Here is a 24,895-nt window from a genome sequence, read left to right as displayed (position 1 = left end):
TGTCTTTATCCGCGTCCTGCCGTGCCATGCGCGCTTCGTAAGCATCATTATCCCGCTTTCGAGCACGTGCGTTCTTGCGCCGCGGGGCATTGTACCGAGCGCGAAGAATGATGGCGACGATCGTCGCGACCATTCCGACGGTAAGCGCATATGCGAGGTAGACTTGGTGAACACGTTCCATGCGTAGCTCCGATTACAGGGGGCTGAAACGCAAGGCGTGACAACACAGGGGGATGTACGACCTCTAGGCTTATACCCGAACAAGTCCATGCCCATCCGCATGAACCGACAAAGAGCAAGGGCTGCCTACACGAGGTGCAAGCAGCCCTTTTTTTGTCTCTACAAAATCAGGCAGATCAGGCCGCAGCCGTCTCCGTCTTGTCGCCCTTCAGCACGCGAACAGGCTCCTTGCGGCCAGCCACCACGTCTGCATCGACTACGACTTCAGCAATATCGCTCTCGGTCGGCAAGTCGAACATGGTGTCAAGCAGGAGGCCCTCCACAATGGAGCGAAGACCACGAGCGCCGGTCTTGCGGTCGATCGCCTTCTGGGCAATCGCCTCGAGCGCATCGTCGGTGAACGTCAGTTCCACGTCCTCAAGATCGAAGAGCTTGGCGTACTGCTTGATCAGCGCGTTCTTCGGCTCGCGCAGGATCATAACCAGTGCGGCGATGTCGAGATCTTCCAGCGTCGCGATCACCGGCAGACGACCGACGAATTCGGGGATGAGACCGAACTTGAGAAGGTCTTCCGGCTCGGCCTTCTGGAGCAGTTCACCGACACGGCGCTTGTCCGGATCGGCGACATGCGCGCCGAAACCGATCGAGCGCTTCTGCAGACGGTCGGCGATGATCTTTTCGAGGCCGGCGAAGGCGCCGCCGCAGATGAACAGGATGTTGGTCGTGTCCACCTGCAGGAATTCCTGCTGCGGGTGCTTGCGCCCGCCCTGCGGCGGTACCGAAGCCGTGGTGCCTTCCATCAGCTTGAGCAGCGCCTGCTGCACGCCTTCACCCGAAACGTCGCGCGTGATCGACGGGTTCTCGGCCTTGCGGCTGATCTTGTCGATCTCGTCGATGTAGACGATGCCGTGCTGCGCCTTCTCGACATTGTAGTCGGAAGCCTGAAGCAGCTTGAGGATGATGTTCTCCACATCCTCTCCCACGTAGCCCGCTTCGGTCAGCGTGGTTGCGTCGGCCATGGTGAAGGGCACATCGAACGTCTTGGCCAGCGTCTGGGCCAGCAGCGTCTTGCCGCAGCCGGTCGGCCCGACCAGCAGGATGTTCGACTTCGACAGTTCGACCTCGCCCTGCTTGCCCGCGTGCTTCAGCCGCTTATAGTGGTTGTGGACAGCCACCGACAGCACGCGCTTGGCGCGTTGCTGGCCGATCACGTAGTCGTTCAGCGTCTCGCAGATTTCGCGGGGAGACGGCACGCCGCCGTCCTTCTTGCCCGCGATGCCAGCCTTGGTTTCCTCACGAATGATGTCGTTGCACAGCTCGACACACTCATCGCAGATGAAAACCGTAGGGCCCGCGATCAGCTTGCGCACTTCGTGCTGCGACTTGCCGCAGAAACTGCAGTACAGGGTGCTTTTCGCGTCAGATCCGCTCAATTTCGTCATTTTCCGTCTTGGGCCCCCCACTGAGGCGACTCGCACAGTCTACTCTGGCAGGGGGCGATTTATCAATCCTAGGCAAAAATGCTTGCCACAGACTGAAGATAGATATCAGTGGCCAAAAAGTCAGCCCTCTGCCGACTTGTCGGCATCAGGACGCGTCTCGAAGACCTTGTCGACCAAGCCGAAAGACAGCGCTTCCTCGGCCTCGAGGAAGGTATCCCGATCCATGGCCTTCTCGATCTCGTCGAGCGTCTTGCCGGTGTACTTCACGTAAAGATCGTTGAGGCGCTTGCGCATGCGCAGGATTTCACGCGCCTGAATCTCGATATCGGATGCCATGCCCTGGGCGCCGCCCGACGGCTGATGGACCATGATGCGCGCGTTCGGCAGCGCAATGCGCATGCCCGGCTCGCCGGCGGCCAACAGGAAGCTGCCCATCGAGGCAGCCTGACCGATGCAAACGGTAGAAACGCGCGGCTTGATGTACTGCATGGTGTCGTGGATCGCCATGCCCGCCGTGACGACGCCACCCGGCGAATTGATGTACATCGAGATGTCCTTCGAAGGATTCTCCGATTCCAGGAACAGCAACTGCGCCACGATCAGCGAGGCCATGTGGTCTTCCACCTGGCCGGTGATGAACACGATGCGCTCGCGCAGGAGGCGCGAATAGATGTCGAAGCTGCGCTCGCCGCGGCTGGTCTGCTCGACAACCATCGGCACCAGGGCGCCAGTCACGGGATCGGTGGTGAACTTTCCTTGGGCGCCCGAGGCGCCAAACAGGTCGAGCATGAGAGTCCTCTTCTGAATGGGACCGCCTATGTCGCGCGCCCGTCATCGATGTTCAAGGGGATTAACCCTTCAATCGTTGTCGCGTTTGAGACAATTCGCCGCTTTTGCTGCGAAAATCGGGCTGGATCGGGCACCGCCGCCGGTTTTATCCTGTTGCAGTCGCGATCCCGAGCGCGCAGTTTCATCCCGTGGGCTGCAAAAGGAACAAGGGGCGTTTATGGGTTTTCCGCGAGTCAAACTGCTGTCCCTGGCATCCGCGCTACTGGCGGCACTACCGGGTTTTCCCGCTACAGCACAGGAAAGCCCCGAGACTTATCTCAAGCGCATAGAGGCCATCGACGACGTGGGGCCGCGCCTCAATGCCGTGATTGCAATCGATCCCGATGCGGGCGATGCAACAGCAGCGTTCGAAGCGGGCATGAGTGCCCCGCTCGCCGGCCATTCGGTCCTGATCAAGGACAACATCGAAACCCGCGACATGCCCACGACTGCGGGCAGCCTCGCGCTCAGGGACAATGAGACCGGGCGCGATGCGCCGCTGGTGGCGGGGCTGCGCAAGGCAGGCGCGATCATCCTGGGCAAGACCAACCTGTCGGAATGGGCCAACTTCCGCGGCGACCGCTCCTCCAGCGGCTGGAGCGGCGTGGGCGGGCAGACGCGCAACCCCTATGCCATAGACCGCAGCCCCTGCGGCTCCTCGGCGGGAAGCGGCGCGGCTGTCGCCGCCGGGTTCGCCTGGGCGGCCATCGGCACTGAAACCGACGGTTCGATCACCTGTCCGGCCTCGGTCAACGGCGTGGTCGGTTTCAAGCCCACGGTCGGGCTCGTCAGCCGCACGCACATCATTCCCATCAGCGCGAGCCAGGATACGGCGGGCCCGATGGCCACCAGCGTTGCCGACGCCGCGCTGCTGCTCAATGCCATGGCGGGAAGCGATCCGGCGGACCCGGCCACGGCGGAAGCAGACGAGCATCTGGTCGATTTCACGCAGGGTCTCGCCCAGGCGAGCCTGAAAGGCGTGCGCATCGGCGTCTTGCGCAAGCAGGCAGGCAACCTGCCGGGCGTTCTTTCGCTGTTCGACCGGGCCATTGCCGACATGAAGCGCGCCCGTGCGGAGATCGTCGAGATCGACTATGAGCGCGACCCGGCCATGGGCCGCGACGAGTACACCGTGCTGCTCTACGAGTTCCGCGAAGGCATCAACGCCTATCTCGCCAGCCTGCCCGGCGATCCCCCTGCCCGCGACCTTGCCGGCCTGATCACTTTCGACGAGGCCCACGCGGCCGAGGAGCTGCGCTGGTACGGGCAGGAAACCTTCAAGGAAGCGCTGGAAGCGACCGACGCCGAGGCATACGAAAAGGCCCGCGAGAACTCTCTCAGACTGGCGAGGTCCGACGGTATCGACAAGCTGATGCGCGAGAACGACGTCGATGTGCTGATTGCGCCGACGACGGGCCCGGCGTGGCCCATCGATCTCGTCAACGGCGACCATTTCATGGGTATCGGCGCGGGATCGCTGGCGGCCATCGCAGGCTATCCGCATCTTACCGTGCCGATGGGCCAGGTGGAGCGCCTGCCGGTGGGCCTGTCGTTCATGGCGGGCCAGTGGGAGGACGCGAAAGTCCTGCGCATCGGCGCCGCCTACGAACGCGCCCGTAGTGCCGAACTTGCCCAGCCGTCCTTCCGCAACTGGCACGAGTAGGCTCCAGCGCCCCGCCGGCTTCACGGAATCTTTGCCTGCTGCGCCTAACGCGGCGGACGGACCGATCAGGAGCACGTAATGGCCAGCCAGGAGGACACCGCCCGTAGCGCACCGCGTGGCGCCGTCGTGGCGGTGGCGCTGCTGGGGCTCGCTGCGGCACTGGTGTGGACATCGCTAACACGCGGGCCGTGGTACGACGAGTTCTACACCCAGTACGTCACCCGCCCCGATCGGGGCTGGATCGAGGCCCTCCGGACAAGCTGGCTGGCGGACAACCACCCGCCCTTCTTCTACATGCTGATGCGGGCCACGGCCTGGACCGGAGACATCGCACATCACCGTCTGGTCAACATTGCGGTGGCTGCGGTCACGGCGACAGGTGGCTGGATCATCGCCCGGGGCGAGCCGCGCCTTCGCGGTGCAGCGGGATTGCTGGTGCTGCTACTGGCGAGCAACGAGTGGACGCTTCACGCGGGCAGCGAACTGCGCTCCTACTTCATCTCGCTATGCGCAGGTGCGCTGCTGTCGCTTACGCTGGCAAGCATCTGGATGGCGCCGACACAAGGCGGACGCGGGCGGCAAGCCGTCTATGCTGCCACGGTCTTGGTCGCCTTCAATACGCACATCATAACAACGCTGTTTTCGGGCTTTCTGCTGGTTCCGTTCATTGCCACTGCCTTGCTTCGGCGCGACCGCGCGCGGCTGCGAGCGCTCCTTCCCGCACCCATCGCGGCGGGAACGCTGTTTCTGGCGGTGACGGCCTTCCAGCTTCCCTACTGGACACGCAACACGCAGGTGTTCTGGATCGAAGCCGGTCTTCCTGCAGCTGGGCATGCGGCACTGTATCTGTCGCTTCGTACTCTGGAAGCAAACCTGCCGATCCTGCTTGGCAGTGCCGCCGGCAGCCTGCTGCTGATCCGCGATGCCTTGCGCGAACGCGCCCTTCCCAACCTCCTGAGCGTCTGCCTGTTGACCGGCGTCGGAATCGTTCTCGGACTAGCCGTGCTCGCGGGCATTCATCTCGTCCGGCCTATCCTTATCGAAAAGTACCTCGTGGTCATGGGCGGTGCGCTGGCCTTCTTCCTGGCCGCCGCCTGCGCGCGGCTCTTGGCCGCCGTGTCCGGACGGATCGAAGTGCTTCTTCTGATCGCCGCGCTCATCTGGACCGGCTTTGCGCTCATGCGCAATGCGCAGACCATCGCGGTGCGCAACAGCTGGCTGGGCACTGGCCGGCTCATTGCCCGCACCGTTGCCGCCTGCCCGGACACCACGGTCCACACCGATGCCTTCTGGAACGCGGACGTGATGGCCATGTCGCCAGCGGACAACCGCCAGGTGGCACCTTGGGCCTATCATCGGGTGGCAGACCAGCTCGGCTTTCGCATCGCGCCTGCCACCTCGCGCGAACTGTCGGGCACTTGCCCAAACCTTTTCTGGGCCGAGCACGAAACGCAGCGCCGCTTCGACGCCGATGCGATTGCACGGCACCTGCGCGAGAGCGGATTTCCGGTCGCAACGGTCACGCTTTACCGCGTGGGTGTGGGCTGGGTCGCCAGCGACCGCCCGTTGCCGGAGACGCGCTGACAGCCGGAATCAGAAAGACCCGGAGCGCTCGGCGCCCCGGGCCCTTGCTGTAGGACCGTATCCGGTAGGGATCAGTCTTCGGTCTTGGCAGCTGCCTTCTTGGCCGGAGCCTTCTTCGCAGCAGGCTTCTTGGCGGCGGGCTTGGCCTCGCCTTCCTCAGCCGCCTCGGCCTTCTTGGCGGCAGGCTTCTTGGCCGGGGCCTTCTTGGCCGCAGGCTTCTTCGCTGCCGGCTTTTCCACGGCAGCATCGTCAGCGTCTTCGGCCTTCTTGGCGGGGGCCTTCTTCGCCGGAGCCTTCTTGGCGGCAGGCTTAGTCTCGGCCTCGCCGTCCTCGGCCTTGTCGGCGTCAGCCTTCTTGGCCGGCGCCTTCTTCGCGGCAGGCTTCTTCGCTGCCGGCTTCTTGGCCTCGGCGGTCTCGCCGTCGGTGTCGGCCTCGATCGCAGCCTGCAGCTCGTCGCGGGTCACTTCGCGCTCGGTGACTTCGGCCTGCTCGATAAGGAAGTCGACTACCTTGTCCTCATAGAGCGGCGCGCGCAGCTGGGCGGCCATCATCGGATCGTTGGCGACGTATTCCATGAAGCGCTGGCGGTCTTCGGGGCGGTACTGCTGCGCGGCCTGCGAGACCAGCATCGACATTTCCTGCTGGCTTACTTCCACGCCGTTGGCCTGGCCGATTTCCGACAGGAGCAGGCCGAGGCGCACGCGGCGCTCGGCGATCTTGCGGTAGTCGTCCTTCTCGGCCTCGATTTCCTTCATCGCCGCCTCGGGATCTTCCTCGTGGCTGGCTTCGTGGGTGAGCTGCTGCCAGATCTGCGAGAATTCGGCTTCGACCATCGTCGGCGGCACGTCGAAATCGTGGCCGGCGGCAAGCTGGTCCAGCAGCGAGCGCTTCATGGCGGTGCGGGTCATGCCGGCAGTTTCCTGCTCGAGCTGGCCCTTGAGCAGACCGCGGAGCTGTTCCAGGCTCTCGAGACCCAGTTCCTTGGCGAAATCGTCGTCGATCTTGCTCTCGGCGGGCGCCTTCACTTCGTGCGCGACGATGTCGAAGGTCGTTTCCTTGCCGGCGAGATGCGCGGCCTGGTAGTCCTCGGGGAAGGTCACGGTGATAGTGCGCTCGTCACCGGCCTTGATGCCGACGAGCTGCTCTTCGAAGCCCGGGATCAGGTTGCCCGAACCGATTACGATCGGCTGCTTCTCGGCCTTGCCGCCTTCGAACTCGACGCCGTCGAGCTTGCCGGTGAAGTCGCAGATCACCTGGTCGCCGTCTTCGGCCGCGCCGTCCTTGGTCTCGAAACGCTGCTGCTGCGAGGCGATGCGCTCCAGGCCTTCCTCGATCTGCTCGTCAGCAACGGCGACGATGAGCTTCTCGAGCTTGAGGCCCTCGGTCGAGGGAGCCTCGATTTGCGGCAGCACTTCTAGGCTGACGGTCAGCTCGGCATCCTTGCCCTGCTCGTAGCCTTCGCCGAGCGAGACGTCGGGATTCATCGCCGGGCGCAGCGCCTTGTCGGCAACCAGCTTGTCCATCGCTTCGCGGATCGTGGTGTTCAGCGCATCCTGATGGATCGCGTCACCGTGCATCTTCTTGACGAGGTTCGCGGGCACCTTGCCGGGGCGGAAGCCGGGCATGCGCACCTGCGGTGCAATCTTCTTGATCTCGCCCTCGACGCGGTCGGTAATGGTCTGGGCGGGAATGGTCACCGTGTAGGCGCGCTTCAGGCCCTCATTGGTGGTTTCGACGATCTGCATTTCGATGCCTTCCTGTGCAATTCTCGGGGCCTTTTCGGCCGATTTTCTTGGCTCCCCCTCCCACAGGCGGCGGACTGGTGCGGGCGAAGGGACTCGAACCCCCACATCTTTCGATACTGGTACCTAAAACCAGCGCGTCTACCAGTTCCGCCACGCCCGCATGGAAGAAGCCTGAAACTCAAGGGACGGGCCCTTAGAATGTCACGCGGAAAAGGGCAAGCGCCGCGACGTTACACACGCTTTCATGCCCCCTTGCGGGACGGCGGGATTGGGCCCACGTAGAAGTCAAAGCTCTACACGAGAGGTTAACATGGCCACCCAGCCCGATGACAACCCCGGCGGCTCGCCTGCCGAAGTGCCCGTTCAGCCCGGCGAGCCCGGCGAACCGGCGACCCCGCCCGAAACGCAGCCCGACATGCCCGACTTCGACCAGCCGGACGAAGCGCCGGTGGAAATGCCACCGCCGGATTGATGCCCTCTCGCTACCAATGTCGTCCCAGCGCAGGCTGGGACCGCTTGCCGCCCGGCGCACGGTCGAGAGCGATCCCAGCCTGCGCTGGGATGACCGGCTATGGTGAACCTACCTACTTAACGAACCGCGCCAGAGCCTGAACCAAGGTCAGATCCCCACTCTTCACCCTGGCGCCCGGCAGCGGCGGACATTCCATGCAATAGGCCTGCACGCCGCGCGCGCCCAGCAATCCATCCAGCTGTTCCAGCGCCCTGCCCGCCTTCGCCTGCTGACGCATGGCGATCATTGCCGCGAAATCGTGAGCGACGGCATTATCCTGCGGCTCGGCTTCCAGCCCCTGAAGGAAGCTGGAGAAGGCATCGGGCTTTTCGTGCAGGAACACGGGATGCCACTTGGCATTGCCCAGTCCGCCCAGCTTCGCCGCATAGGCGAGCGCCGTATCGAGATCGCCCATCTGGTCGACCAGTCCGATCTTCTGCGCTTCCGCGCCGGCCCACACGCGGCCCTGCGCGATCGCATCGATCTGCTCGGGCGTCCGCTCGCGGGCCTTGGCGACCAGATTGATGAACTTGCCATAAGCGTCCTCGACCGTGGACTGGAGCAGGTCGTTCAGCTCCGGCGTGAAGCCACCGAGAATGTCCGGCTGGCCCGAAAGCGGCGTCGTGCGCACCCCGTCGCTGGTCACGCCGAAGTCGGCCAGCGTCTTCTCGAAACTGGGGATCACAGCAAAGACCCCGATCGAGCCGGTAATCGTGGCGGGCTCGGCAAAGATTCGCTGACCCGCCGTGGAGACCCAGTAGCCACCGCTCGCAGCCATGTTGCCCATCGAGATCACCACAGGAATCTTGGCGTCGCGCCAGCGCTGCACCGCACGGCGGATGCGTTCGGCGGCGGTTGCCGACCCGCCGGGCGAATCGACTCGCACTACCAGCGCCTTGTATCCCTCATCGATATTGTCATCGAGCAGGCCGGCAATACGGTCGCCGCCGGCTTCGCCCGGCCCGGCATCGCCATCGACGATGTTACCGGCCACGGTCACCACGGCGACTCCCTTGCCGGGGGTCTTGGGCGGATTGGCCTTCAGCCATGTCGCAAGGCCCGTATGGGCATAAGGCAGATCGCCATCGCTCGAGGCGCCCGCCAGTTTGGCCACGTGCTTGTCGAATTCGGTCTTGTCGCCCAGCTTGTCGACGAGACCGACAGCCTTGGCCGCCTGTGCGAAGTCCCCACCGGCAGACTTGATCGCGGCAAGCGGATCAGCAGCCAGTTTGTCGATCTGCGCCTTGGGGCGGGCCTTTTTCACATCAGCCTGCCACGCACTCCAGAGCGCGCCGTAGATGTCGCGGTAATCTTCGCGCGCCTCGGGCGACATGTCCTTGCGCATGTAAGGCTCGACAAAGCTCTTGTAGGTCCCGACACGGTAGACGTGCGCGTTGACGTTGAAGCGGTCGATCAGTCCCTTGAAGTACTGCGTTTCACCGCCTGGCCCCATCACCAGCGCTTCGCCCATTGGATCCATCCAGACTTCGCTGGCATGTGCTGCAAGCTGAACGGAGTCGTCCACATAGACATTGGCGAATGTCAGGATCGGCTTTCCGGCCTTGCGCACCTCGTCCATGGCCCGGCCTATCTCGCTCAGGTGTACGAAGCGCCCGCCCATGAAGCGCGACAGGTCGAGGACGACAACCTTGATCCGGTCGTCCTTGGCGGCAAGGTGCAGCGCGCGCTCGATGTCGCGGGCCTGGTATTCACGCGTCGGTGCTTCGCTCGCAAGAAGCATGCTCAGCGGATCGACCTCGCTCTTTTCCTCGACGATCACGCCGTTCAGGTCGAGCAGAAGCGCGCCTTTCTCGACATGCCCCGCCGTGGGCCGGGCCGTGAGCACGGCATATATCACGCCGAAGAACAGGATCAGAAACGCCAGCGCCAGCGCATCCTTGATGCCGACCAGCAGCTTCCAGATCTTGCTCGCGAACTTCATGAATACACCTGCCTTTCGAGCTGCTAGATAGCCATAGCGGTGCCCGGTTGAAAGGCGCTGCGCGAATTGGCTTGAGCCGGGGGGCAGGCATGCCTAAGGCATCGTCTTCAATGACATCTCCGGAATACATCTATCCGGAAGGCGGCGCCGCCTTCCCGCATCGCAGCCTTGTAGGGATCGCCGGGCTTGCGCCCCACGAAATCTGGTTCCTGCTCGACGAGGCGGAACAGTGGGTAGAGCTCAACCGCAATGCCCAGAAGCGCCGCGAAGTGCTCTCCGGCCTGACGATCATCAACGCCTTCTTCGAAAACTCGACCCGCACGCTGCTGAGCTTCGAGATCGCCGGCAAGCGTCTCGGCGCCGACGTGGTCAACATGGCGGTCGCGACTTCAAGCGTGAAGAAGGGCGAGACGCTGATCGATACGGCGATGACGCTCAACGCCATGCGCGCCGACGCCATCGTCATTCGCCATGCCAGCTCAGGCGCGGTGCAGCTGATCGCCGACAAGGTCGATTGCCCGGTGCTCAACGCCGGTGACGGACAGCACGAACACCCGACCCAGGCGCTGCTCGATGCCCTCACGATCCGCCACGCCAAGCGCGTGTTCAACGGGCTGCGCGTGACGATCTGCGGCGATATCCTGCACAGCCGCGTAGCCCGCTCGAACATTCTGTGCCTTTCCTCGCTCGGCGCCGAAGTGCGCGTCTGCGCCCCGCCCGCGCTGATGCCGACGGACATCGAGCGGATGAACGTGCAGGTGTTCCATGATTTCGACGCGGCGCTGAAGGGCGCGGACGTGGTGATGATGCTGCGCCTGCAGATGGAGCGTATGCAGGGCCAGTTCATCCCCTCCCCGCGCGAATACCGTCACCTCTACGGCCTCTCGCTGGAGCGGCTTGAAAAGGCGGAACCCGATGCCCTCGTAATGCACCCCGGCCCGATGAACCGCGGGGTCGAGATCGAAAGCGACGTTGCCGATCTGGTCGGTCGCTCGCAGATCACCACGCAGGTGGAAATGGGCGTCGCGCTGCGCATGGCCTGCCTCGACGTGCTGACCCGAAGGGCTCGCAAGCTGGAGGGCTGGTCATGAGCTCGCACGCCCCCCTCACCATCGCAAACGGCCGCCTGCTGCTTCCCGGCGGCACGATCGAAACCGGCGCGCTCCGCTGCGAAGGCGGCTTCATCACCGCCGTCGGGCCTGACGTCGCGGCGCAACCCGGCGATACGGTCCACGATGCCGCCGGCAAGCTGGTCACGCCCGGCCTCGTCGACATCGGCGTGTTCGAGATCGACAAACCGGCCTTCCACTTCGGCGGCATCACCCGCGCCGCGGTCATGCCGGATCAGAACCCGCCTCTCGACGTGCCGGCGCGAGTCCGTTTCGCCGCGCAGTCGGGCAAGCCGGACTTCTGGGTCCACCCGCTTGCGGCAGCGACCAAGGATCTGGGCGGCGAGTCGCTCGCGGAAATCGCGCTGATGCGCGAGGCCGGGGCCCTCGCCGTGGCGACCGGGCGCCAATGGATCGGCGATTCGGGCACGATGCTGCGACTGCTGCAATATGCCGGGATGCTTGGCATGGTGGTGATCGCGCATGCCGAAGATGCCGGGATCACCGGCAACGCGGTGGCCACCGCCGGCGAAATGGCGACCCGTCTGGGCCTGCCGAGCGCCCCGTCCGAGGCCGAGGCGCTGGCGATTGCCCGCGACATCGCGCTGGCCGAACTGGCCGGTGCGGCCATCCACTTCCGCAAGGTCACGACCGCCGCCGGGCTCGATCTGGTCCGCGGGGCGAAGCAGCGCGGCGTGAAAGTCACCGCCGGCGTCTCGCCCGCCTATTTCATGCTGTCGGACCTCGCGATGGCCGAATTCCGCACTTTCGCCCACCTCTCCCCGCCGCTGCGCTCCGAGGCGGACCGTCAGGCCGTGATCGCCGCGGTCGGCGACGGCACGATCGACGTCATCACCTCAAGCCACGATCCGCGCGGCCCGGAAGACAAGCGCTTGCCCTTTACCGATTCGGCCCCCGGCATGGCTGGCGCCGAAACGCTGCTGCCGCTCACGCTTAATCTCGTGCGCGACGGCGTGATCGACATGGGACGCGCCTTCGACCTGCTTGCCGCCAATCCGGCGAAGCTGCTGGGCGTGGATGCCGGACGGCTCGCAGTCGGTGCGGAGGCGGATATTGCGGTGGTCGATCCGGACCGCCCATGGATTGTCGATTCGGACAAGATGGCCGCCAGCGCGGGCAATACGCCGTTCGACAAGCAGCCGGTTCAGGGCCGGGTGCTGGCCCTGTTCAAGGGCGGTGTCACGGTGCGCACGAAGAAGACCAAGCCCGCCTGAGCCCCGCCCTCAATTAGAACCGGCCCCATGCAAAAGAAGGCCCCCGTCCCGAAGGACGGAGGCCTGCAAGGTTTCACATGGGAACTTTTTGAATTCAGAGGCTTGCCAGCATCGCCCCGCTCGTGGACTTGCCCGGGATGGTGCCGGGAAGCGTGTGCGTCTTGGCGTAGGCGAAGCAGCCGCCGCCGCGCTCGCGGACACTGGAGCAGAGGTTGCGCGCGGTACCGCGATCGAAACCTTCAGCCGCGACGCGATAGTACCGGCGGCCGCGAACGTCGGCCTCGGTAATCCGCATAGTGTGATCCTTGAGCTTGGGATTGCGGGCCACGAAGATGCCCCAGGCGCGCTTTGCGCCTTCCAGAGTGCTGAAGGAACCAAGCTGCACCAGATGCGTGGCAGACTTCGGCGCATCGACATAAGCGCTGTGCGTCGCGCTGACCGACTGGACCGTCGGCTGCGAAACGAACTTGCGAACCGGTACCGCCTTCGGATTCTCGATGCTGCGCGAAGCCAGCGCAACAGGTGCTTCCTTGGCAACTTCCGCGGCGTTGGTGGCAAGCGATACCGGCGCGGATGCGGGGGCTGACGCCGGCTCGGCCTTGAAAGCCTGCTGGAAATCACCCTCGGTGGCGGCGGCCAGTTCGCGAGTCGCGACCGGCGGCAGTTCGGCTGTGGCGGGCTCCGGAGCCTGAACCGGCGCGATCGGCGTCGGTACGGGAAGGTCGGCAACAGCCATGCGCGGCGTATCGTCCCTGGCTGCACCGTTCAGCGCGAGCGCAGCGGGCTGGCCCGAGTCGGCACGCACGGGAGCGCCAAGCAGACCGGCCACACGAACCTGGAACTGCTCCGGACGCGCGCTGGCGGCCCATTCGCTCATGCGGGCATCGATCTGGTCTGCCGGCACATCCTGCGAGGCAACCACGCGCGCTTCGGCCCAGCGGCCGTTGAGCGCGTAGGCATAGGCAAGGTTCTGACGGGTCTTGGGATTGTCGTTACCGCTGCGCACCGCATCGGAAAGCAGACCCACCGCCTGCGCGGGCTGACCGGCCAGCGCGAGGGCAAGCCCCAAGTCGCTGACGGGAATGTCCGCGCGGTGGCTACTGAGCAGCGAAAGCGCTTCGGCATTGCGGCCCGACCCGATGTAGCTGAGGGCCAGCCCGAGAGCGACGCGCGGGTCCTTTTCACCCAGGCTCATCGCGTCCTGAAAGGTCGTCGCCGACGAATCGAAACGTCCTGCGGTCAGATAGGCCTGCGCGAGATCGACGCGCGCGGAAGCGCTTTGCGGCGACTTGGCCACCCGCTTCTCCGCCTTGGCAATCGCCTCGCTCATCTGCGCATCGGCGCTTTCGCCGGAAATGGCGGGACTGCCGGAGCTGGCAAGCGGCGCGTGGGCCGAACAGCCCACGAGCAAGACCGCTGCCATTGCACTGCAGGCGGCAAGGCCTGCGAACCTGGCTTTGAAAGTGAAGCGTTCCATCGAACTAAGGTCCCCCTGGATCTCTTTACGAAGCGCTAGGGTCAGGGCCGCGTGCCGGCGGGGCGCTGAGCCTGAGCAACTTCGGGAATTTCGGACAGGTACTTGTCGAGCGCCTCGGTCACGAGCACCTGGGCGCTGCGATTGAGGACGACGCCCGCCATCTTGAGGCGGAAATGACGTTCTGCATCGAGCCGCAGCGTGAATGCGGCGCGGCGGCCTTCGGGCTTGGGCGCTTCGGCGGCCGGCATGGCCCGATTGATGCGCCAGGCGATCTGTTCGATCTGCCGCAGCACTTCGGGAATCTCGCGATCCTGCAGGTCGGATGCACGGGCAGCGGGTGCTGTCGGGATCACCACCTTGCGCGCGCCGCCGCGGTTTGCCGTGCTGGCACGCTTCGGAGCAGTCGCTATGAGCTTTGCGACCTCGCCGCCTTGCGTTTTCTGGTTCTGATCGTGCGCCGCCGTTTCATGGTCGGCCGGATCCGGCGCGGCGTGGTCGTGGTTATGACCCCAATCGTTCCAGCCGAGATCCTCGGTCGGAGCGACACTGCCGCCGTTCACGAACTTGGTGGCATCCTGGCGCCGCATGGCCGGCTTGGCGCCGCCCTTGCGGGCAAGCAGCCGCGGCGAGAGCGAAGCGAAAGCGTGATTTTCGGCCATGGTCTAAGCCTCCTCAGGAACCGGCCACACGGCGGCCGAAACCGCCGACCGGACGCACCGCGCCTTGCATGACATGCTGGCCCGCAGCGGGAACCGAGAACACCGTGCGGCGAAAATTCCGTTCGAGGCGATCGGCGATGTAATTCCAGAGCGCCGTGACTTCCTGCGCCGAGCGTCCCTTGGGATCGACTTCCATCACCGTGCGCCCGTCGATCATCGACGCGGCAAAGTCGGTGCGCTGGTGCAGCGTGACAGGGGCGACAGTACCGTGCTGCGACAGCGCGACAGCGGCTTCACCGGTGATGCGCGCCTTGGGGGTCGCGGCATTGACGACGAAGAGCAGTGGCTTGCCCGAACGTTCGCACAGATCGACCGTGGCGCCCACGGCGCGCAGATCGTGCGGGCTGGGACGGGTAGGCACGACGATGAGTTCAGCGACAGAGATAACGCTCTGGATCGCCATGGTAATCGCCGGCGGCGTATCGATGACCGCCAGTTTGAAGCCCTGCTGGCGCAGAACCTGAAGGTCGCTGGCGAGGCGTGCGACGGTGGTCTGGGCGAAAGCGGGCAATTCTGCCTCGCGCTCGTTCCACCAGTCGGCGAGTGAGCCTTGCGGGTCGATGTCGATCAGGACGACCGGCCCGGCACCGGCGCGCTGCGCCTGGACAGCCAAGTGGCCCGACAGGGTCGTCTTGCCCGACCCACCTTTTTGCGATGCCAAAGCCAGTACCCGCAAAACAACGTCCCCTAATTAAATCAAACAGGCCAAATGAAACTTTCTGCGGGTGGAAATTCGCAGATCGTTCCTAATTTTGAGTTAATCGTTACGAGACTGAAAATGCCCAAGATCGCAGGCGAAATGCGGCGTTTTGCAGACAATGCTAATGCAAAATTCACCATTCCCGGTAACAAGAAAGAATGGTGCAGGTTCATAGCTTTCACGCCTTGTCGCTGGCGTCGGCTACTGTTTTTCGCTTACCATACCGCCAGACAGACGGCTCAGACGGGGGCATGATCGACGTGAAAAAAATTCTGCCGATTCTTGGCTATGCAAGTGCAATTGCGGCTTCCCTCGCCATGGCTTCTACCGCCGCCTTTGCGGACGTGAAGGCCGGAGTCGATGCCTGGAGTGCGGGCGACTACGACACCGCCGTGCGCGACTGGATGCCACTGGCCAAGCAAGGCGATCCCGACGCCCAGTTCAATCTCGCCCAGGCCTACAAGCTTGGCCGCGGTGTGCCGATGGACCTCGACAAGGCCAAGACGCTTTACGGTCAGGCGGCAGCCAACGGCCACATTCAGGCAGCCGACGTCTATGGCCTGCTGCTGTTTCAAGACGGCGAGCGCGAAAAGGCCATGCCTTATATCAAGGCCTCTGCGGCACGCGGCGATCCGCGGGCGCAATACATTCTGGGTGTCGCCCACTTCAACGGCGACCTGGTCGAGAAGGACTGGATCCGCGCCTATGCGCTGGTCAGCCTTGCCCGGCAGTCCGGGTTGCCGCAGGCCTCCCGCGCCTTGCAGAAAATGGACGAACACATTCCGCTGGCAGACCGCCAGAAGAGCGTGATCCTCTCCACCCAGATGGCCACCGAAGCGCAAGCCACAAGCCAGCGCATGGCCGCAACTGCGGAACTCGGCACACCTGCCGCCCAGCCCGGTTATGCCCCTCCGCGTGTTGCCGCCGCTCCCGCCAGAGCGCCCGCCGTCGTCTCGGCCGACCGCGCGGTTGCTGAAGCCACCCGCGTAGCAGGCAACGACAGTCCAGCCACCGCCGGCGCGGACTACGCCCGACCGGCGACGCTTCCCGCCGTTACCAGCCACCCCGCGCCCAAACCGGCACCGGCCCCGGCCCCGGCCGCCATAGCCGCATCCCCGACCCCAGCGCCTGCTCCGGTTGCCGCGTCCCCGTCGGGCCCCTGGCGCGTACAGCTCGGCGCTTTCGGGGTGGCCGGAAATGCCGATGCCCTCTGGGCGAAGATCCGCGGCCGTCCCGAACTCTCGGGCCACGGCAAGCTGCTGGTCCCGGCAGGCCGGCTGACCAAGCTTCAGGCGGGTGGTTTCGCTTCGAAGGCTGCGGCGGACGCCGCATGCTCGCGCCTCTCGGCCGGAGGCTATGCCTGCATTGCCGTGCGGAACTAGGCTCGGCGGCATGATTGCCTGATACCCAACCGGAAGGAGAAAAAAGCGCCGCCGGGGCTCAGCGCCTCGCGTCGCTCGATCTCGTTCGCGGCGTTGCCGTACTCGGCATTCTGGCGATCAACATCGCCGGTTTCGCGGGGCCGATGGCCTCGATGACGTCACCCAACATGCCGCAGCCGGTCTCTCCGATCGACGAAGCCGCCTTCGCTTTCTCGTTCCTGTTTTTCGAAGGCAAGATGCGCGCGCTGTTCTCGCTGCTGTTCGGCGCCGGGCTAGTCCTGTTCTGGGAGCGCGCCGAAGCCGCCGGGCGCAACGGCGATACGCTGCAGACGCGCCGGCTGTTCTGGCTGATGCTGCTGGGCGCGCTGCATTACCTGCTGCTCTGGTGGGGGGACATCCTTTTCCTCTATGCCGTCTGCGGGCTCGGCGCCCTGCTGCTGCGTCCGCTGCGCGACCGCACCCTGCTGATCATCGCGCTCGGGCTCTATTACTTCTGGCATCTTTGGGGCGTTCTCGACTCGTCCGCTGCCATCAGCGCCGAGACCGCGCTGCGCCACGGAACCGCATCCGCTTCGCAGCTTGCCATGCTGGGCGAATGGCTCGATCCGATGCGCAGCTGGGCCGCGCAGGAAATGCGCGAAAGCACTTATGGCTTCTTCGATCTGGTGCTGGTGAAACTGCAGGAGCGCCCGTTCTGGCAGTTCCAGATGGTCACCGGCAGTTTCTCGGAAACGCTGCCGCTGATGCTGGTGGGGATGGTTCTGTACCGGCGCGGGGTCTTCACCGGGACACTCTCGCGGCGGCGGCTGAGAGCCGTCGGCTTTGCCTGCGCGCTGGGCGGACTTGGCCTTACGGCCCTGTTTCTGGGCTGGGCATGGCCCCGTCACTTTCCGCCGGTCACCATGCATGCCGCCCTCGTCTGGGGGCTTGCGCTACCCCACCTGCTGAGCGGCTGCGGCTATGCGGCACTTCTTGTGCTTTCCACCCCGCGCCTAGCGCCCACGGCGCTTGGACGGCGGCTGATCGCGGCAGGGCGAATGGCATTCAGCAACTACATCCTCACCAGCCTCGTCATGACCTTCCTGTTCTACGGCTGGGGGCTCGGCCTGTTCGGCACCGTCGGGCCTGCGATGCAATGGCTTTTCGTGCTCGGCGGCTGGGCGCTCATGCTCGGCTGGAGCGAGCCCTGGCTGCGCCGGTACCGGCGCGGACCGCTCGAATGGCTGTGGCGTTCCTTGATCGAGCGCAAGGTGCTGACGAACCGCGCATGATAATCGTTCTCAAAAGCTATTGCGATTGGATCGCAGTTAGCTATACTGGGGACAAGAGGATTCGCCTATGTATGTCTGCATCTGCAATGCCATTCGGGAAACCGATCTTCGCGACGCAGCCCGTCGCAGCAAGGGTGATGCCGAAGCAATCTATGCCGCTCTCGGTCGCGCTCCGCAGTGTCGTCAGTGTCTCGAAGAGGCAGAAGAAATCATCGCGGAAGAAAATTCCGCCTCGGGCGTGGCGCTTTACGCCGCTGCCTGACTTGTATTGACCGGTCCCTGACCGCATACTGTGCGCTCCCAGTTACAGGAGTAGCGCACGATGAAGGGCGACCCACAGGTCATCGATTTTCTCAACAAGGCCCTGCTCAACGAGCTGACCGCCATCAACCAGTACTGGCTGCATTACCGCATGCTGGACAACTGGGGGATCAAGCGTCTCGCCGACTACGAGCGCCACGAATCGATCGACGAGATGAAACATGCCGATACCCTCGCGGATCGCATCCTGTTTCTCGACGGACTTCCCAACTTCCAGGCGCTCGGCAAGCTGAAGGTCGGCGAAGGCGTGGAAGAAATCCTCAAGTGCGACCTCGCGCTCGAGCATGAAGCCGTACCGCTGCTCAAGGAAGCCATCGCCCATTGCGAGGCGGTGCGCGACTACGTCAGCCGCGAGATCTTCGAGCGCATCCTCGAAAGCGAGGAAGAGCACATCGATTTCCTCGAGAAGCAGTTCGACATGATCGCCCGTATGGGCCTCGAAAACTACTGCCAGCTTCAGAGCAAGCCCGCCGAAGAGTAAGCGCCTCGCCGAGCGTCCCGTGAAATTCGCAGAACGCCTCGGCCTGTCGCTGCCGCTGATCCAGGCGCCGATGGCGGGAACCTCGACACCCGCCCTCGGCGCGGCGGTCAGCAATGCCGGGGCGCTGGGCTCCATCGCTGTCGGCACGCTGACACCGCAAGCCGCCGCGCGCGACATCGCGCAGGTCCGCGCCGCGACCGACCGGCCTTTCAACGTCAACCTGTTCGTCCATACCGATCCAGTGCCCGACCCGGCGCGCGAAGCGGCGTGGCTGCAGGCGCTGGCACCGCGCTTCGCCGAATACGGCGCGGCCCCGCCCGAAGCGCTTGAGACAATCTATCCGACCTTCGCGGGAAACGCGGAGATGCTCGCAATGCTGGTAGGTCTGGCGCCTCCGGTCGTGAGCTTTCATTTCGGCCTGCCCGAACCCGCCGCGCTAGCCGCGCTGAAGGCCGCCGGTTGCCTGCTGCTCGCGACGGTGACCTCGCTTGCCGAAGCGCACCTGGCGCGCGATGCCGGGATCGATGTGCTGGTGGCGCAGGGGTGGGAAGCCGGCGGGCACCGCGGCATTTTCGATCCCGATGGACCGGACGCCCGGCTGGGAACTTTCGCGCTTACGCGGCTGCTTGTCGCGCAATCAGGCCTGCCGGTGATTGCAGCGGGCGGGATCATGGGCGGTGCCGGAATCCGCGCCGCGCTCGATCTGGGCGCCGTCGCCGCACAGATGGGCACGGCCTTCGTCGCCTGCCCGGAAAGCAGTGCCGATGCGGCTTACCGCGAGACGCTCGCCAGCGATGCAGCGTATCGTACCGTGATGGTCGATGCCGTATCCGGTCGCCCGGCGCGCTGCCTTGCCAACCGCTTCACCGCTCTGGCCGACAACCCAGACCTGCCGCAAGTGGCGGCCTATCCGCGCGCCTATCACGCCGGAAAGGCGCTCAACGCGGCGGCCAAAGCACACGGCGAGCATGGCTTCGGCGCACAATGGGCGGGACAGGGTGCGCCCCTCTCCCGCCCGATGCCGGCTGCAAAGCTTGTCGCCCTGCTGGCCGGGGAACTCGCCGCTACTCGCTAGCTGCGGCGTCCGTCTTTCCGTCGGTCCGGTACTTGTCGAACCACGCCAGCACTGCCGAAGCCTTGGCCGCCGCCTGCGACGGACGCGCGGCAATGCCGCCGTGGCTCGCGTCGGGCACCTTTACCATCGCTGTCGGCACACCGCGGATCTGCAGCGCGGCATAGTACTGTTCGGACTCGCTGTCCGGCGTGCGGTAGTCGTCCGACCCCACCACGACGAGCGTAGGCGTCTCGACATTACCGACAAGGCTGAGCGGCGAACGCTTCCAGTACGCCATGGGATCTTCCCACGGCTTCTTGTCGAACCAGTAGCGCGAGGTGAACGGCGTCGCGTCCATGGTCAGCGCCTCGCTGGTCCAGTTGATCACCGGCTTCTGCGTCGCGGCTGCCTTGAAGCGGTTGGTCTTGCCGACGATCCACGCCGTCAGCACACCGCCGCCCGAACCGCCTGTCACGAACAGGTTGTCCGGATCGGCCACGCCATCGGCAATCGCGGCATCGACCGCCGCCATCAGGTCGTCGTAGTCGGTGCCGGGATAGGCGCGGTCGATGAGGTTGGCGAACTCCTCGCCGTAGGAGGTGCTGCCGCGAGGGTTGGTGTAGAGCACCGCGTAGCCATGCGCGGCATAGAGCTGGTTGTCGGTGGCGAAGGACGGGCCATAGGCCGCATTGGGACCACCATGGATTTCCAGGATCAGCGGAGCCTTCTCGCCCGGCTTGAGCCCGGGCGGTGTCACCAGCCAGGCATCGATCGTGCGACCATCGGGCGCCGTGACGGGCAGCTTTCGCACCGGCGCCATGGCCTTGGCATCGATCCAGTTGCCGTTGAGGTCGGTCAGCCGCTTGCCGTTGACCCACAGGTCCGCCGGCTTGGTAGTCGAGCCCCTGGTGTAGGCGACCTTGCCCGCCGCCGAGACGCTGAACTCGCCGCCAGTGTACGGCCGATCGAAGTGCGTGCCCGCCGTAAGCCCCTCGGCCACGGTCTTCATCGATCCGTTCAGGCCGACGCGGGCGACCTTGGTTTCGCCGTGATCGTCGTACTTGATGTAGATCGCGTTGCTGCCCGCCCATTCGAGCGCATCGATCGACCGGTCGAAATCCGGCAGCAGCAGACGCGAGCCGCTGCCATCGGCATTCATCAGGTAGAGGTCGTTGTTCTCATAGGAGCGATTGACGTCGTCGAAGCCGACATAGGCGATGTACTTGCCGTCGGGCGAGAGCTTCGCTCCGGCATCGGGCCCCTGCCGGCTGGTCAGCGGCGTGATCGTGCTGGTCGCGACATCGACGCTGTATACTTCGGAATTGTTGATGTCGCGTTCCCAGTCCTCATGGCGATTGGCGCTGAACACGATGCGGCGGCTATCCGTGCTCCACGAGAGCGGACCGCCATCGTCGTAGTTGCCGAAGGTCACCTGTCGCGGTGCGCCGCCATCGGCGGAGACGACGAAAATGTGATCGAAACCGGCAGGCAGATAACCCGCGCCGTCGAAGCGGTAGATGACGCGGTCGATGATCTGCAGCGGCTTGGCCCATTCGGCCCCTTCGGGACGGCCCGCCGGTTGCGAGCCGAGCTTCATCCCCTCGCCCGGCACCCGCATGGTATAGGCGATGGTGCTGCCATCGGGAGACCAGGCGATGCTGCCGGGGCTGTCGGGAAGTTCGGTAACCTTTACCTTGGCCCCGCTATCCAGCCACATCACATAGAGCTGCGGCGAACTGGAACCGTCACTGGAGACATAGGCCAGCCGCTTGCCGTCCGGGGACCATGCGGGCGAGAAATGCGCACCCGGCCCCGCCACCAGCGGGCGCTGCGCGCCGCTGCTTGCATCGGCCAGCCAGATCGAGGGCACGACCTTGTCAGTCATCACGTCCGCGCTGGACCGCACGTAGGCGATCTTCGACCCATCGGGCGAGATTTCGGGATGGGTCGCGCCGTCCAGCTTGAAAAGATCATCGGGCGTGAAAGCGCGTTCAGGCCCCGCGGCCTTCGCAGCCTCCTGGGCAGAGGCCATGGCCGGCGCAGCGATACACGCGGTTCCAGCCAGAACCACGGCTGCAAAACGGACGAAACGGATTGTGGGCAAGGATCGCACTCCTGCAAATTTCTGGATGCAGGGTGTCTTGCCGGTTTACGAAGCGAAATCCACCCCGGATCATGGTGTTGGTCGATCCATCTGCTGCGTTCGTCGGACCAACGCAGCAGCGCGATAGGGCCGATTGCAAACGGAAAATTCGTGCTAAGGAGAGCCCATGGAAACACCCCCCAATCGCACTTTCGAGGTAGAAGACGGCGGCTTCATCGCGCTCGTTATCCTCATTTCCGTTGCCTTTGCGTACCTGCTCGCGCCCTACTTCGGCGCCGTGCTCTGGGGCGTGGTCGCCGCCATCATGTTCCAGCCGCTCTCGGCCAAGCTCGCGGACAAGCTGGGAGGCCGCAAGAACGTGGCGGCGTCACTGGTGCTTTTGGGGCTCATCGCGGTTTTCGTGATCCCGACAATCCTGCTTGGCATTAACCTCGTCAACGAAGCCAGCAGCATCTACAACCGGATCGTCACCGGCCAGATCGACATCACGGAAATCGTGCGCAACCTGCAGGATGCGCTGCCTGAAAGCCTGCGCCGCTTCATCGCGCAGTACGGCATCAGGGACTTCGAGCAGGTGCGGACCGAGTTCGGATCGAGCATAACTTCCGGTCTCCAGGCTCTTGCCGGGCGGCTGCTGTCGCTGGGTCAGGGCGCGCTAAGCTTCATCGCCGCGCTGGGCGTGATGCTCTATCTCAGCTTCTTCCTCCTGCGTGACGGCGACCGCTATGGTCTGCTGGTGCGCGAATCGCTGCCGCTGAAGCCGGAAACCCGCGATTCCCTGGTCGCCCACTTCCTGCTGGTGGTCCGCGCGACCATGCGCGGAACCGTGGTCGTCGCTGTCGTTCAGGGCGCGCTCGGCGGCATCCTGTTCTCGGCGCTGGGCATCGAAGGTGCGTTGATCTGGGCCGTCCTGATGGGCTTCTTTTCGCTGCTGCCGGCGGTGGGATCGGGCATCATCTGGGTCCCCGTTGCGATCTATCTGTTCGCGGCCGGAGAAGTCGGCAAGGCCGCAATCCTCGTGTTCTGCGGCGTCTTCATCATCGGCATGGTGGACAATGTCCTGCGCCCCATCCTCGTCGGCCGCGACACCCGCATGCCCGACTTCGTCGTGTTGATCTCAACGCTTGCCGGGCTCGAACTGTTCGGCCTCAACGGCTTCATCGTCGGTCCGGTGATCGCCGCGCTGTTCATGGCCGTGTGGAACCAGCAACGTGACCGCAAGTTGGCCGTGCTGGATGAGCAGGCGGACGACCCCGCGAATGCGCGCGACGAGACCGTGGCGCATCCTTCGTAGAAGGTGCGGCGGTAAGATTTATATATCTTTCCCACGCGAACCGCCGACCACTCCCGCGGCCCAGAGTGCCCACCAGCAAATCAGCGGCTGAACGAACAGACGCGGATAGTGATACGCCCAGCCCAGCCCCGTGCCGGTCGAAAGATCGTGCACGGCATGCATGATGTTCGCGGGAAATACGCAAAGCGCATAGAGCGCCAGCATCACCCCGGCCAACTTTCGGGTGCGTGCGATCAGGAGACCGAAAGCTCCGGCAATTTCGCATAGGCCCGTGGCCCTCACGACGAGCGATGCGTCGGGAACCCAGGGCGGTGTCACGCTGACGAACACCGATGGCGACAGCAGATGGATGATCCCTGCCGCCAGATAGAAGAGGCACAAGGCCACCAGCGCTACCGCACGCCCGCGCTCCTCGGGCAAATTCACCTTCGCCCTCCGACCCGTCCGATGAAAGGCGTCGGGGCCATCAACCCTTGCTGAACGGGTTCTTGGGCGAGCGCAGGTTGATCCGGATCGGCACCGCTTCGAAGCCGAGTTCGCGGCGGATGCTGTTGATCAAATAGCGCTTGTAGCTTTCCGGCAGCATGTCGAGCCGGGTGCCGAACAGCACGAAGCCCGGCGGGCGCGTCTTGGCCTGGGTGATGTAGCGCAGCTTGATGCGCTTGCCGCCCGGCGCCGGCGGCGGGTTGGCGGCGAGGGCATCATCGAACCAGCGGTTGAGCGCCGAGGTCGGTACGCGGCGGCTCCAGGCCTCGCGGATCGAGAAGGCAGCGGCGATCATGTCGTCCAGCCCCTTGCCGGTGCGCGCGGAAACCGCCAGCAGCGGCACGCCGCGCACTTGCGCCAGCCCTTCGTCGAGCGCGGCGCGGATGCCGTTGAACAGCTTGCTGGCATCCTCGGCCACGTCCCACTTGTTGATGGCGATCATCAGCGCGCGGCCTTCCTCCAGCGCCATGGAGGCGATCTTGAGGTCCTGATGCTCCAGCCCGCGCGTGGCATCGAGCAGCAGCACGACCACTTCGGCGAAATCGACGGCATGGCGCGCATCGGCCACGGCCATGCGCTCCAGCTTCTCGGTAACCTGCGCCTTCTTGCGCATGCCAGCCGTATCGATCAGCCGCACATCGCGCGAGTCGCCGGTCTTGGGATCGGTCCAGATCCAGTCGATGGCGATCGAGTCGCGGGTAATCCCGGCCTCGGGTCCGGTGAGCAGACGGTCTTCCTGTAGCAGCTTGTTGATGAGCGTGGACTTGCCCGCATTCGGTCGTCCGACGATCGCGAGCTTGAGAACGGCCTGCGGATCGAACTCCCAGTCCTCGTCGCTCTCTTCCTCTTCGGGCGGCTGCAGCGGTTCGAGGTATGGCAGCAGCCCCTCGAACAAATCGCCCATGCCCTGGCCGTGCTCGGCCGAAATGGCAACCGGATCGCCGAGCCCCAGCGAATAGGCCTCAAGCAAGCCGCTCTCGCCCGCGCGGCCTTCCGCCTTGTTGGCGAGCAGGATAACCGGAACCGGTGAGGAGCGCAGCCAGTTGGCAATTTCCTCGTCGAGCGGCGTCACCCCTGCGCGCGCATCGACCACGAAGAGCGCGACATCGGCGGTGGCCAGCGCGGCTTCGGTCTGCTTGCGCATCCGGCCGGGCAGCGTCTCCGCCTCGTCGTCCTCCCAGCCAGCGGTGTCGACGATCTGGAATTTCAGCCCCAGCAGTTCGGCATCGCCGAAGCGGCGATCGCGCGTAACGCCGGGCTGGTCGTCGACCAGCGCCAGACGCTTGCCGACGAGCCGGTTGAATAGCGTGGACTTGCCGACGTTGGGCCGGCCGATGATGATGACCTGAGGGAGCATGACTAGGCGC

21 protein-coding genes and 1 tRNA gene are annotated in these 24,895 nt (G+C 64.8%); 11 read left to right on the top strand and 11 right to left on the bottom strand.

Features of this window, described 5'->3' with window-relative positions; translation table 11 throughout:
• Positions 1-356 precede the first annotated feature (356 nt).
• Positions 357-1,622: an ATP-dependent Clp protease ATP-binding subunit ClpX gene (clpX, locus tag IEX64_RS01940; RefSeq protein WP_188817730.1), complete on the bottom strand. Its 1,266-nt coding sequence runs from the start codon at positions 1,620-1,622 to the stop codon at positions 357-359.
• Between the two features lie 120 nt (positions 1,623-1,742).
• On the bottom strand, positions 1,743-2,411 hold the full coding sequence (gene clpP / locus IEX64_RS01935; RefSeq protein ID WP_188817728.1) for an ATP-dependent Clp endopeptidase proteolytic subunit ClpP: 669 nt from the start codon (positions 2,409-2,411) through the stop codon (positions 1,743-1,745).
• A gap of 217 nt (positions 2,412-2,628) precedes the next feature.
• Here clpP and IEX64_RS01930 point away from each other — a divergent pair, with 217 nt between their 5' ends.
• Complete coding sequence (locus tag IEX64_RS01930) at positions 2,629-4,113, top strand: amidase (protein WP_188817726.1); 1,485 nt, start codon at positions 2,629-2,631, stop codon at positions 4,111-4,113.
• 78 nt (positions 4,114-4,191) lie between these two features.
• The gene (locus IEX64_RS01925) at positions 4,192-5,697 is read left to right on the top strand and encodes a hypothetical protein (RefSeq protein WP_188817724.1); all 1,506 of its coding nucleotides are present in this window, start codon (positions 4,192-4,194) and stop codon (positions 5,695-5,697) included.
• 71 nt (positions 5,698-5,768) lie between these two features.
• Here the strand turns inward: IEX64_RS01925 and tig are convergent, their stop codons facing one another.
• Together tig and IEX64_RS01915 are read right to left on the bottom strand one after the other, a co-directional pair.
• Positions 5,769-7,442, bottom strand: a complete 1,674-nt coding sequence (tig, locus tag IEX64_RS01920) for a trigger factor (RefSeq protein ID WP_188817721.1) — start codon at positions 7,440-7,442, stop codon at positions 5,769-5,771.
• A 75-nt stretch (positions 7,443-7,517) separates the two neighbouring features.
• Positions 7,518-7,602: transfer RNA gene (locus IEX64_RS01915), tRNA-Leu, on the bottom strand.
• Positions 7,603-7,752: 150 nt separating this feature from the next.
• Here IEX64_RS01915 and IEX64_RS01910 point away from each other — a divergent pair.
• On the top strand, positions 7,753-7,914 hold the full coding sequence (locus tag IEX64_RS01910; protein WP_188817719.1) for a hypothetical protein: 162 nt from the start codon (positions 7,753-7,755) through the stop codon (positions 7,912-7,914).
• Positions 7,915-8,026: 112 nt separating this feature from the next.
• On the opposite strand, the gene sppA is transcribed toward IEX64_RS01910, so the two are convergent.
• Positions 8,027-9,895 (bottom strand): signal peptide peptidase SppA, encoded by a 1,869-nt coding sequence (sppA, locus tag IEX64_RS01905; protein WP_188817717.1) that lies wholly within the window; start codon positions 9,893-9,895, stop codon positions 8,027-8,029.
• Positions 9,896-10,005: 110 nt separating this feature from the next.
• Here sppA and IEX64_RS01900 point away from each other — a divergent pair, with 110 nt between their 5' ends.
• A complete protein-coding gene (locus tag IEX64_RS01900) occupies positions 10,006-10,986 on the top strand; it encodes an aspartate carbamoyltransferase catalytic subunit (protein ID WP_188817715.1) in 981 nt (326 codons plus the stop codon).
• Positions 10,983-12,239, top strand: coding sequence for a dihydroorotase (locus tag IEX64_RS01895; protein WP_188817713.1), 1,257 nt, complete (start codon positions 10,983-10,985; stop codon positions 12,237-12,239). Before IEX64_RS01900 ends, IEX64_RS01895 begins: the two co-directional genes overlap by 4 nt.
• Positions 12,240-12,333: 94 nt before the next feature.
• On the opposite strand, the gene IEX64_RS01890 is transcribed toward IEX64_RS01895, so the two are convergent.
• Genes IEX64_RS01890 through IEX64_RS01880 form a run of 3 tightly spaced genes read right to left on the bottom strand, consistent with a single transcriptional unit; the run spans position 12,334 to position 15,111 of the window.
• The gene (locus tag IEX64_RS01890; protein ID WP_229710016.1) at positions 12,334-13,716 is read right to left on the bottom strand and encodes an SPOR domain-containing protein; all 1,383 of its coding nucleotides are present in this window, start codon (positions 13,714-13,716) and stop codon (positions 12,334-12,336) included.
• Positions 13,717-13,757: 41 nt separating this feature from the next.
• On the bottom strand, positions 13,758-14,375 hold the full coding sequence (locus tag IEX64_RS01885) for a hypothetical protein (RefSeq protein WP_188817711.1): 618 nt from the start codon (positions 14,373-14,375) through the stop codon (positions 13,758-13,760).
• A gap of 13 nt (positions 14,376-14,388) precedes the next feature.
• Positions 14,389-15,111, bottom strand: a complete 723-nt coding sequence (locus tag IEX64_RS01880) for an AAA family ATPase (RefSeq protein WP_188817708.1) — start codon at positions 15,109-15,111, stop codon at positions 14,389-14,391.
• Positions 15,112-15,452: 341 nt separating this feature from the next.
• Here IEX64_RS01880 and IEX64_RS01875 point away from each other — a divergent pair, with 341 nt between their 5' ends.
• From IEX64_RS01875 to IEX64_RS01855, 5 genes are all read left to right on the top strand, one after another.
• Positions 15,453-16,517, top strand: a complete 1,065-nt coding sequence (locus IEX64_RS01875; protein WP_229710015.1) for an SPOR domain-containing protein — start codon at positions 15,453-15,455, stop codon at positions 16,515-16,517.
• A gap of 14 nt (positions 16,518-16,531) precedes the next feature.
• Positions 16,532-17,788 (top strand): DUF418 domain-containing protein, encoded by a 1,257-nt coding sequence (locus IEX64_RS01870; RefSeq protein ID WP_229710014.1) that lies wholly within the window; start codon positions 16,532-16,534, stop codon positions 17,786-17,788.
• Between the two features lie 67 nt (positions 17,789-17,855).
• Positions 17,856-18,050, top strand: a complete 195-nt coding sequence (locus tag IEX64_RS01865; protein WP_188817704.1) for a (2Fe-2S)-binding protein — start codon at positions 17,856-17,858, stop codon at positions 18,048-18,050.
• Positions 18,051-18,110: 60 nt separating this feature from the next.
• A complete protein-coding gene (gene bfr / locus IEX64_RS01860; RefSeq protein WP_188817702.1) occupies positions 18,111-18,590 on the top strand; it encodes a bacterioferritin in 480 nt (159 codons plus the stop codon).
• Positions 18,591-18,609: 19 nt separating this feature from the next.
• Positions 18,610-19,665 (top strand): NAD(P)H-dependent flavin oxidoreductase, encoded by a 1,056-nt coding sequence (locus IEX64_RS01855; RefSeq protein WP_188817700.1) that lies wholly within the window; start codon positions 18,610-18,612, stop codon positions 19,663-19,665.
• On the opposite strand, the gene IEX64_RS01850 is transcribed toward IEX64_RS01855, so the two are convergent.
• Positions 19,655-21,676, bottom strand: coding sequence for an alpha/beta hydrolase family protein (locus IEX64_RS01850; RefSeq protein WP_188818210.1), 2,022 nt, complete (start codon positions 21,674-21,676; stop codon positions 19,655-19,657). The two genes, IEX64_RS01855 and IEX64_RS01850, sit on opposite strands and share 11 nt — an antisense overlap.
• 238 nt (positions 21,677-21,914) lie before the next feature.
• On the opposite strand from IEX64_RS01850, the gene IEX64_RS01845 reads away from it, so the two are divergent.
• Positions 21,915-23,042, top strand: a complete 1,128-nt coding sequence (locus IEX64_RS01845; protein WP_188817698.1) for an AI-2E family transporter — start codon at positions 21,915-21,917, stop codon at positions 23,040-23,042.
• A gap of 18 nt (positions 23,043-23,060) precedes the next feature.
• On the opposite strand, the gene IEX64_RS01840 is transcribed toward IEX64_RS01845, so the two are convergent.
• Together IEX64_RS01840 and der are read right to left on the bottom strand one after the other, a co-directional pair.
• Positions 23,061-23,468: a DoxX family protein gene (locus IEX64_RS01840; protein WP_308422579.1), complete on the bottom strand. Its 408-nt coding sequence runs from the start codon at positions 23,466-23,468 to the stop codon at positions 23,061-23,063.
• 40 nt (positions 23,469-23,508) lie between these two features.
• A complete protein-coding gene (gene der, locus IEX64_RS01835; protein ID WP_188817695.1) occupies positions 23,509-24,885 on the bottom strand; it encodes a ribosome biogenesis GTPase Der in 1,377 nt (458 codons plus the stop codon).
• Positions 24,886-24,895 lie beyond the last annotated feature (10 nt).

It is taken from the genome of Novosphingobium indicum, from assembly GCF_014645195.1.
In the GTDB taxonomy this organism is placed as follows: domain Bacteria; phylum Pseudomonadota; class Alphaproteobacteria; order Sphingomonadales; family Sphingomonadaceae; genus Novosphingobium; species Novosphingobium indicum.
This window is presented reverse-complemented; position numbering and strand designations above follow the sequence as displayed.

Coding starts and splice junctions, on each gene's coding strand:
- IEX64_RS01930 (WP_188817726.1), top strand. CDS start 2,629: ATGGGTTTTCCGCGAGTCAAACTGCTGTCCCTGGCATCCGCGCTACTG.
- IEX64_RS01865 (WP_188817704.1), top strand. CDS start 17,856: ATGTATGTCTGCATCTGCAATGCCATTCGGGAAACCGATCTTCGCGAC.
- clpX (WP_188817730.1), bottom strand. CDS start 1,622: ATGACGAAATTGAGCGGATCTGACGCGAAAAGCACCCTGTACTGCAGT.
- IEX64_RS01890 (WP_229710016.1), bottom strand. CDS start 13,716: ATGGAACGCTTCACTTTCAAAGCCAGGTTCGCAGGCCTTGCCGCCTGC.
- clpP (WP_188817728.1), bottom strand. CDS start 2,411: ATGCTCGACCTGTTTGGCGCCTCGGGCGCCCAAGGAAAGTTCACCACC.
- sppA (WP_188817717.1), bottom strand. CDS start 9,895: ATGAAGTTCGCGAGCAAGATCTGGAAGCTGCTGGTCGGCATCAAGGAT.
- IEX64_RS01885 (WP_188817711.1), bottom strand. CDS start 14,375: ATGGCCGAAAATCACGCTTTCGCTTCGCTCTCGCCGCGGCTGCTTGCC.
- IEX64_RS01875 (WP_229710015.1), top strand. CDS start 15,453: ATGGCTTCTACCGCCGCCTTTGCGGACGTGAAGGCCGGAGTCGATGCC.
- tig (WP_188817721.1), bottom strand. CDS start 7,442: ATGCAGATCGTCGAAACCACCAATGAGGGCCTGAAGCGCGCCTACACG.
- der (WP_188817695.1), bottom strand. CDS start 24,885: ATGCTCCCTCAGGTCATCATCATCGGCCGGCCCAACGTCGGCAAGTCC.
- IEX64_RS01850 (WP_188818210.1), bottom strand. CDS start 21,676: ATGGCCTCTGCCCAGGAGGCTGCGAAGGCCGCGGGGCCTGAACGCGCT.
- IEX64_RS01925 (WP_188817724.1), top strand. CDS start 4,192: ATGGCCAGCCAGGAGGACACCGCCCGTAGCGCACCGCGTGGCGCCGTC.
- bfr (WP_188817702.1), top strand. CDS start 18,111: ATGAAGGGCGACCCACAGGTCATCGATTTTCTCAACAAGGCCCTGCTC.
- IEX64_RS01900 (WP_188817715.1), top strand. CDS start 10,006: ATGACATCTCCGGAATACATCTATCCGGAAGGCGGCGCCGCCTTCCCG.
- IEX64_RS01910 (WP_188817719.1), top strand. CDS start 7,753: ATGGCCACCCAGCCCGATGACAACCCCGGCGGCTCGCCTGCCGAAGTG.
- IEX64_RS01845 (WP_188817698.1), top strand. CDS start 21,915: ATGGAAACACCCCCCAATCGCACTTTCGAGGTAGAAGACGGCGGCTTC.
- IEX64_RS01895 (WP_188817713.1), top strand. CDS start 10,983: ATGAGCTCGCACGCCCCCCTCACCATCGCAAACGGCCGCCTGCTGCTT.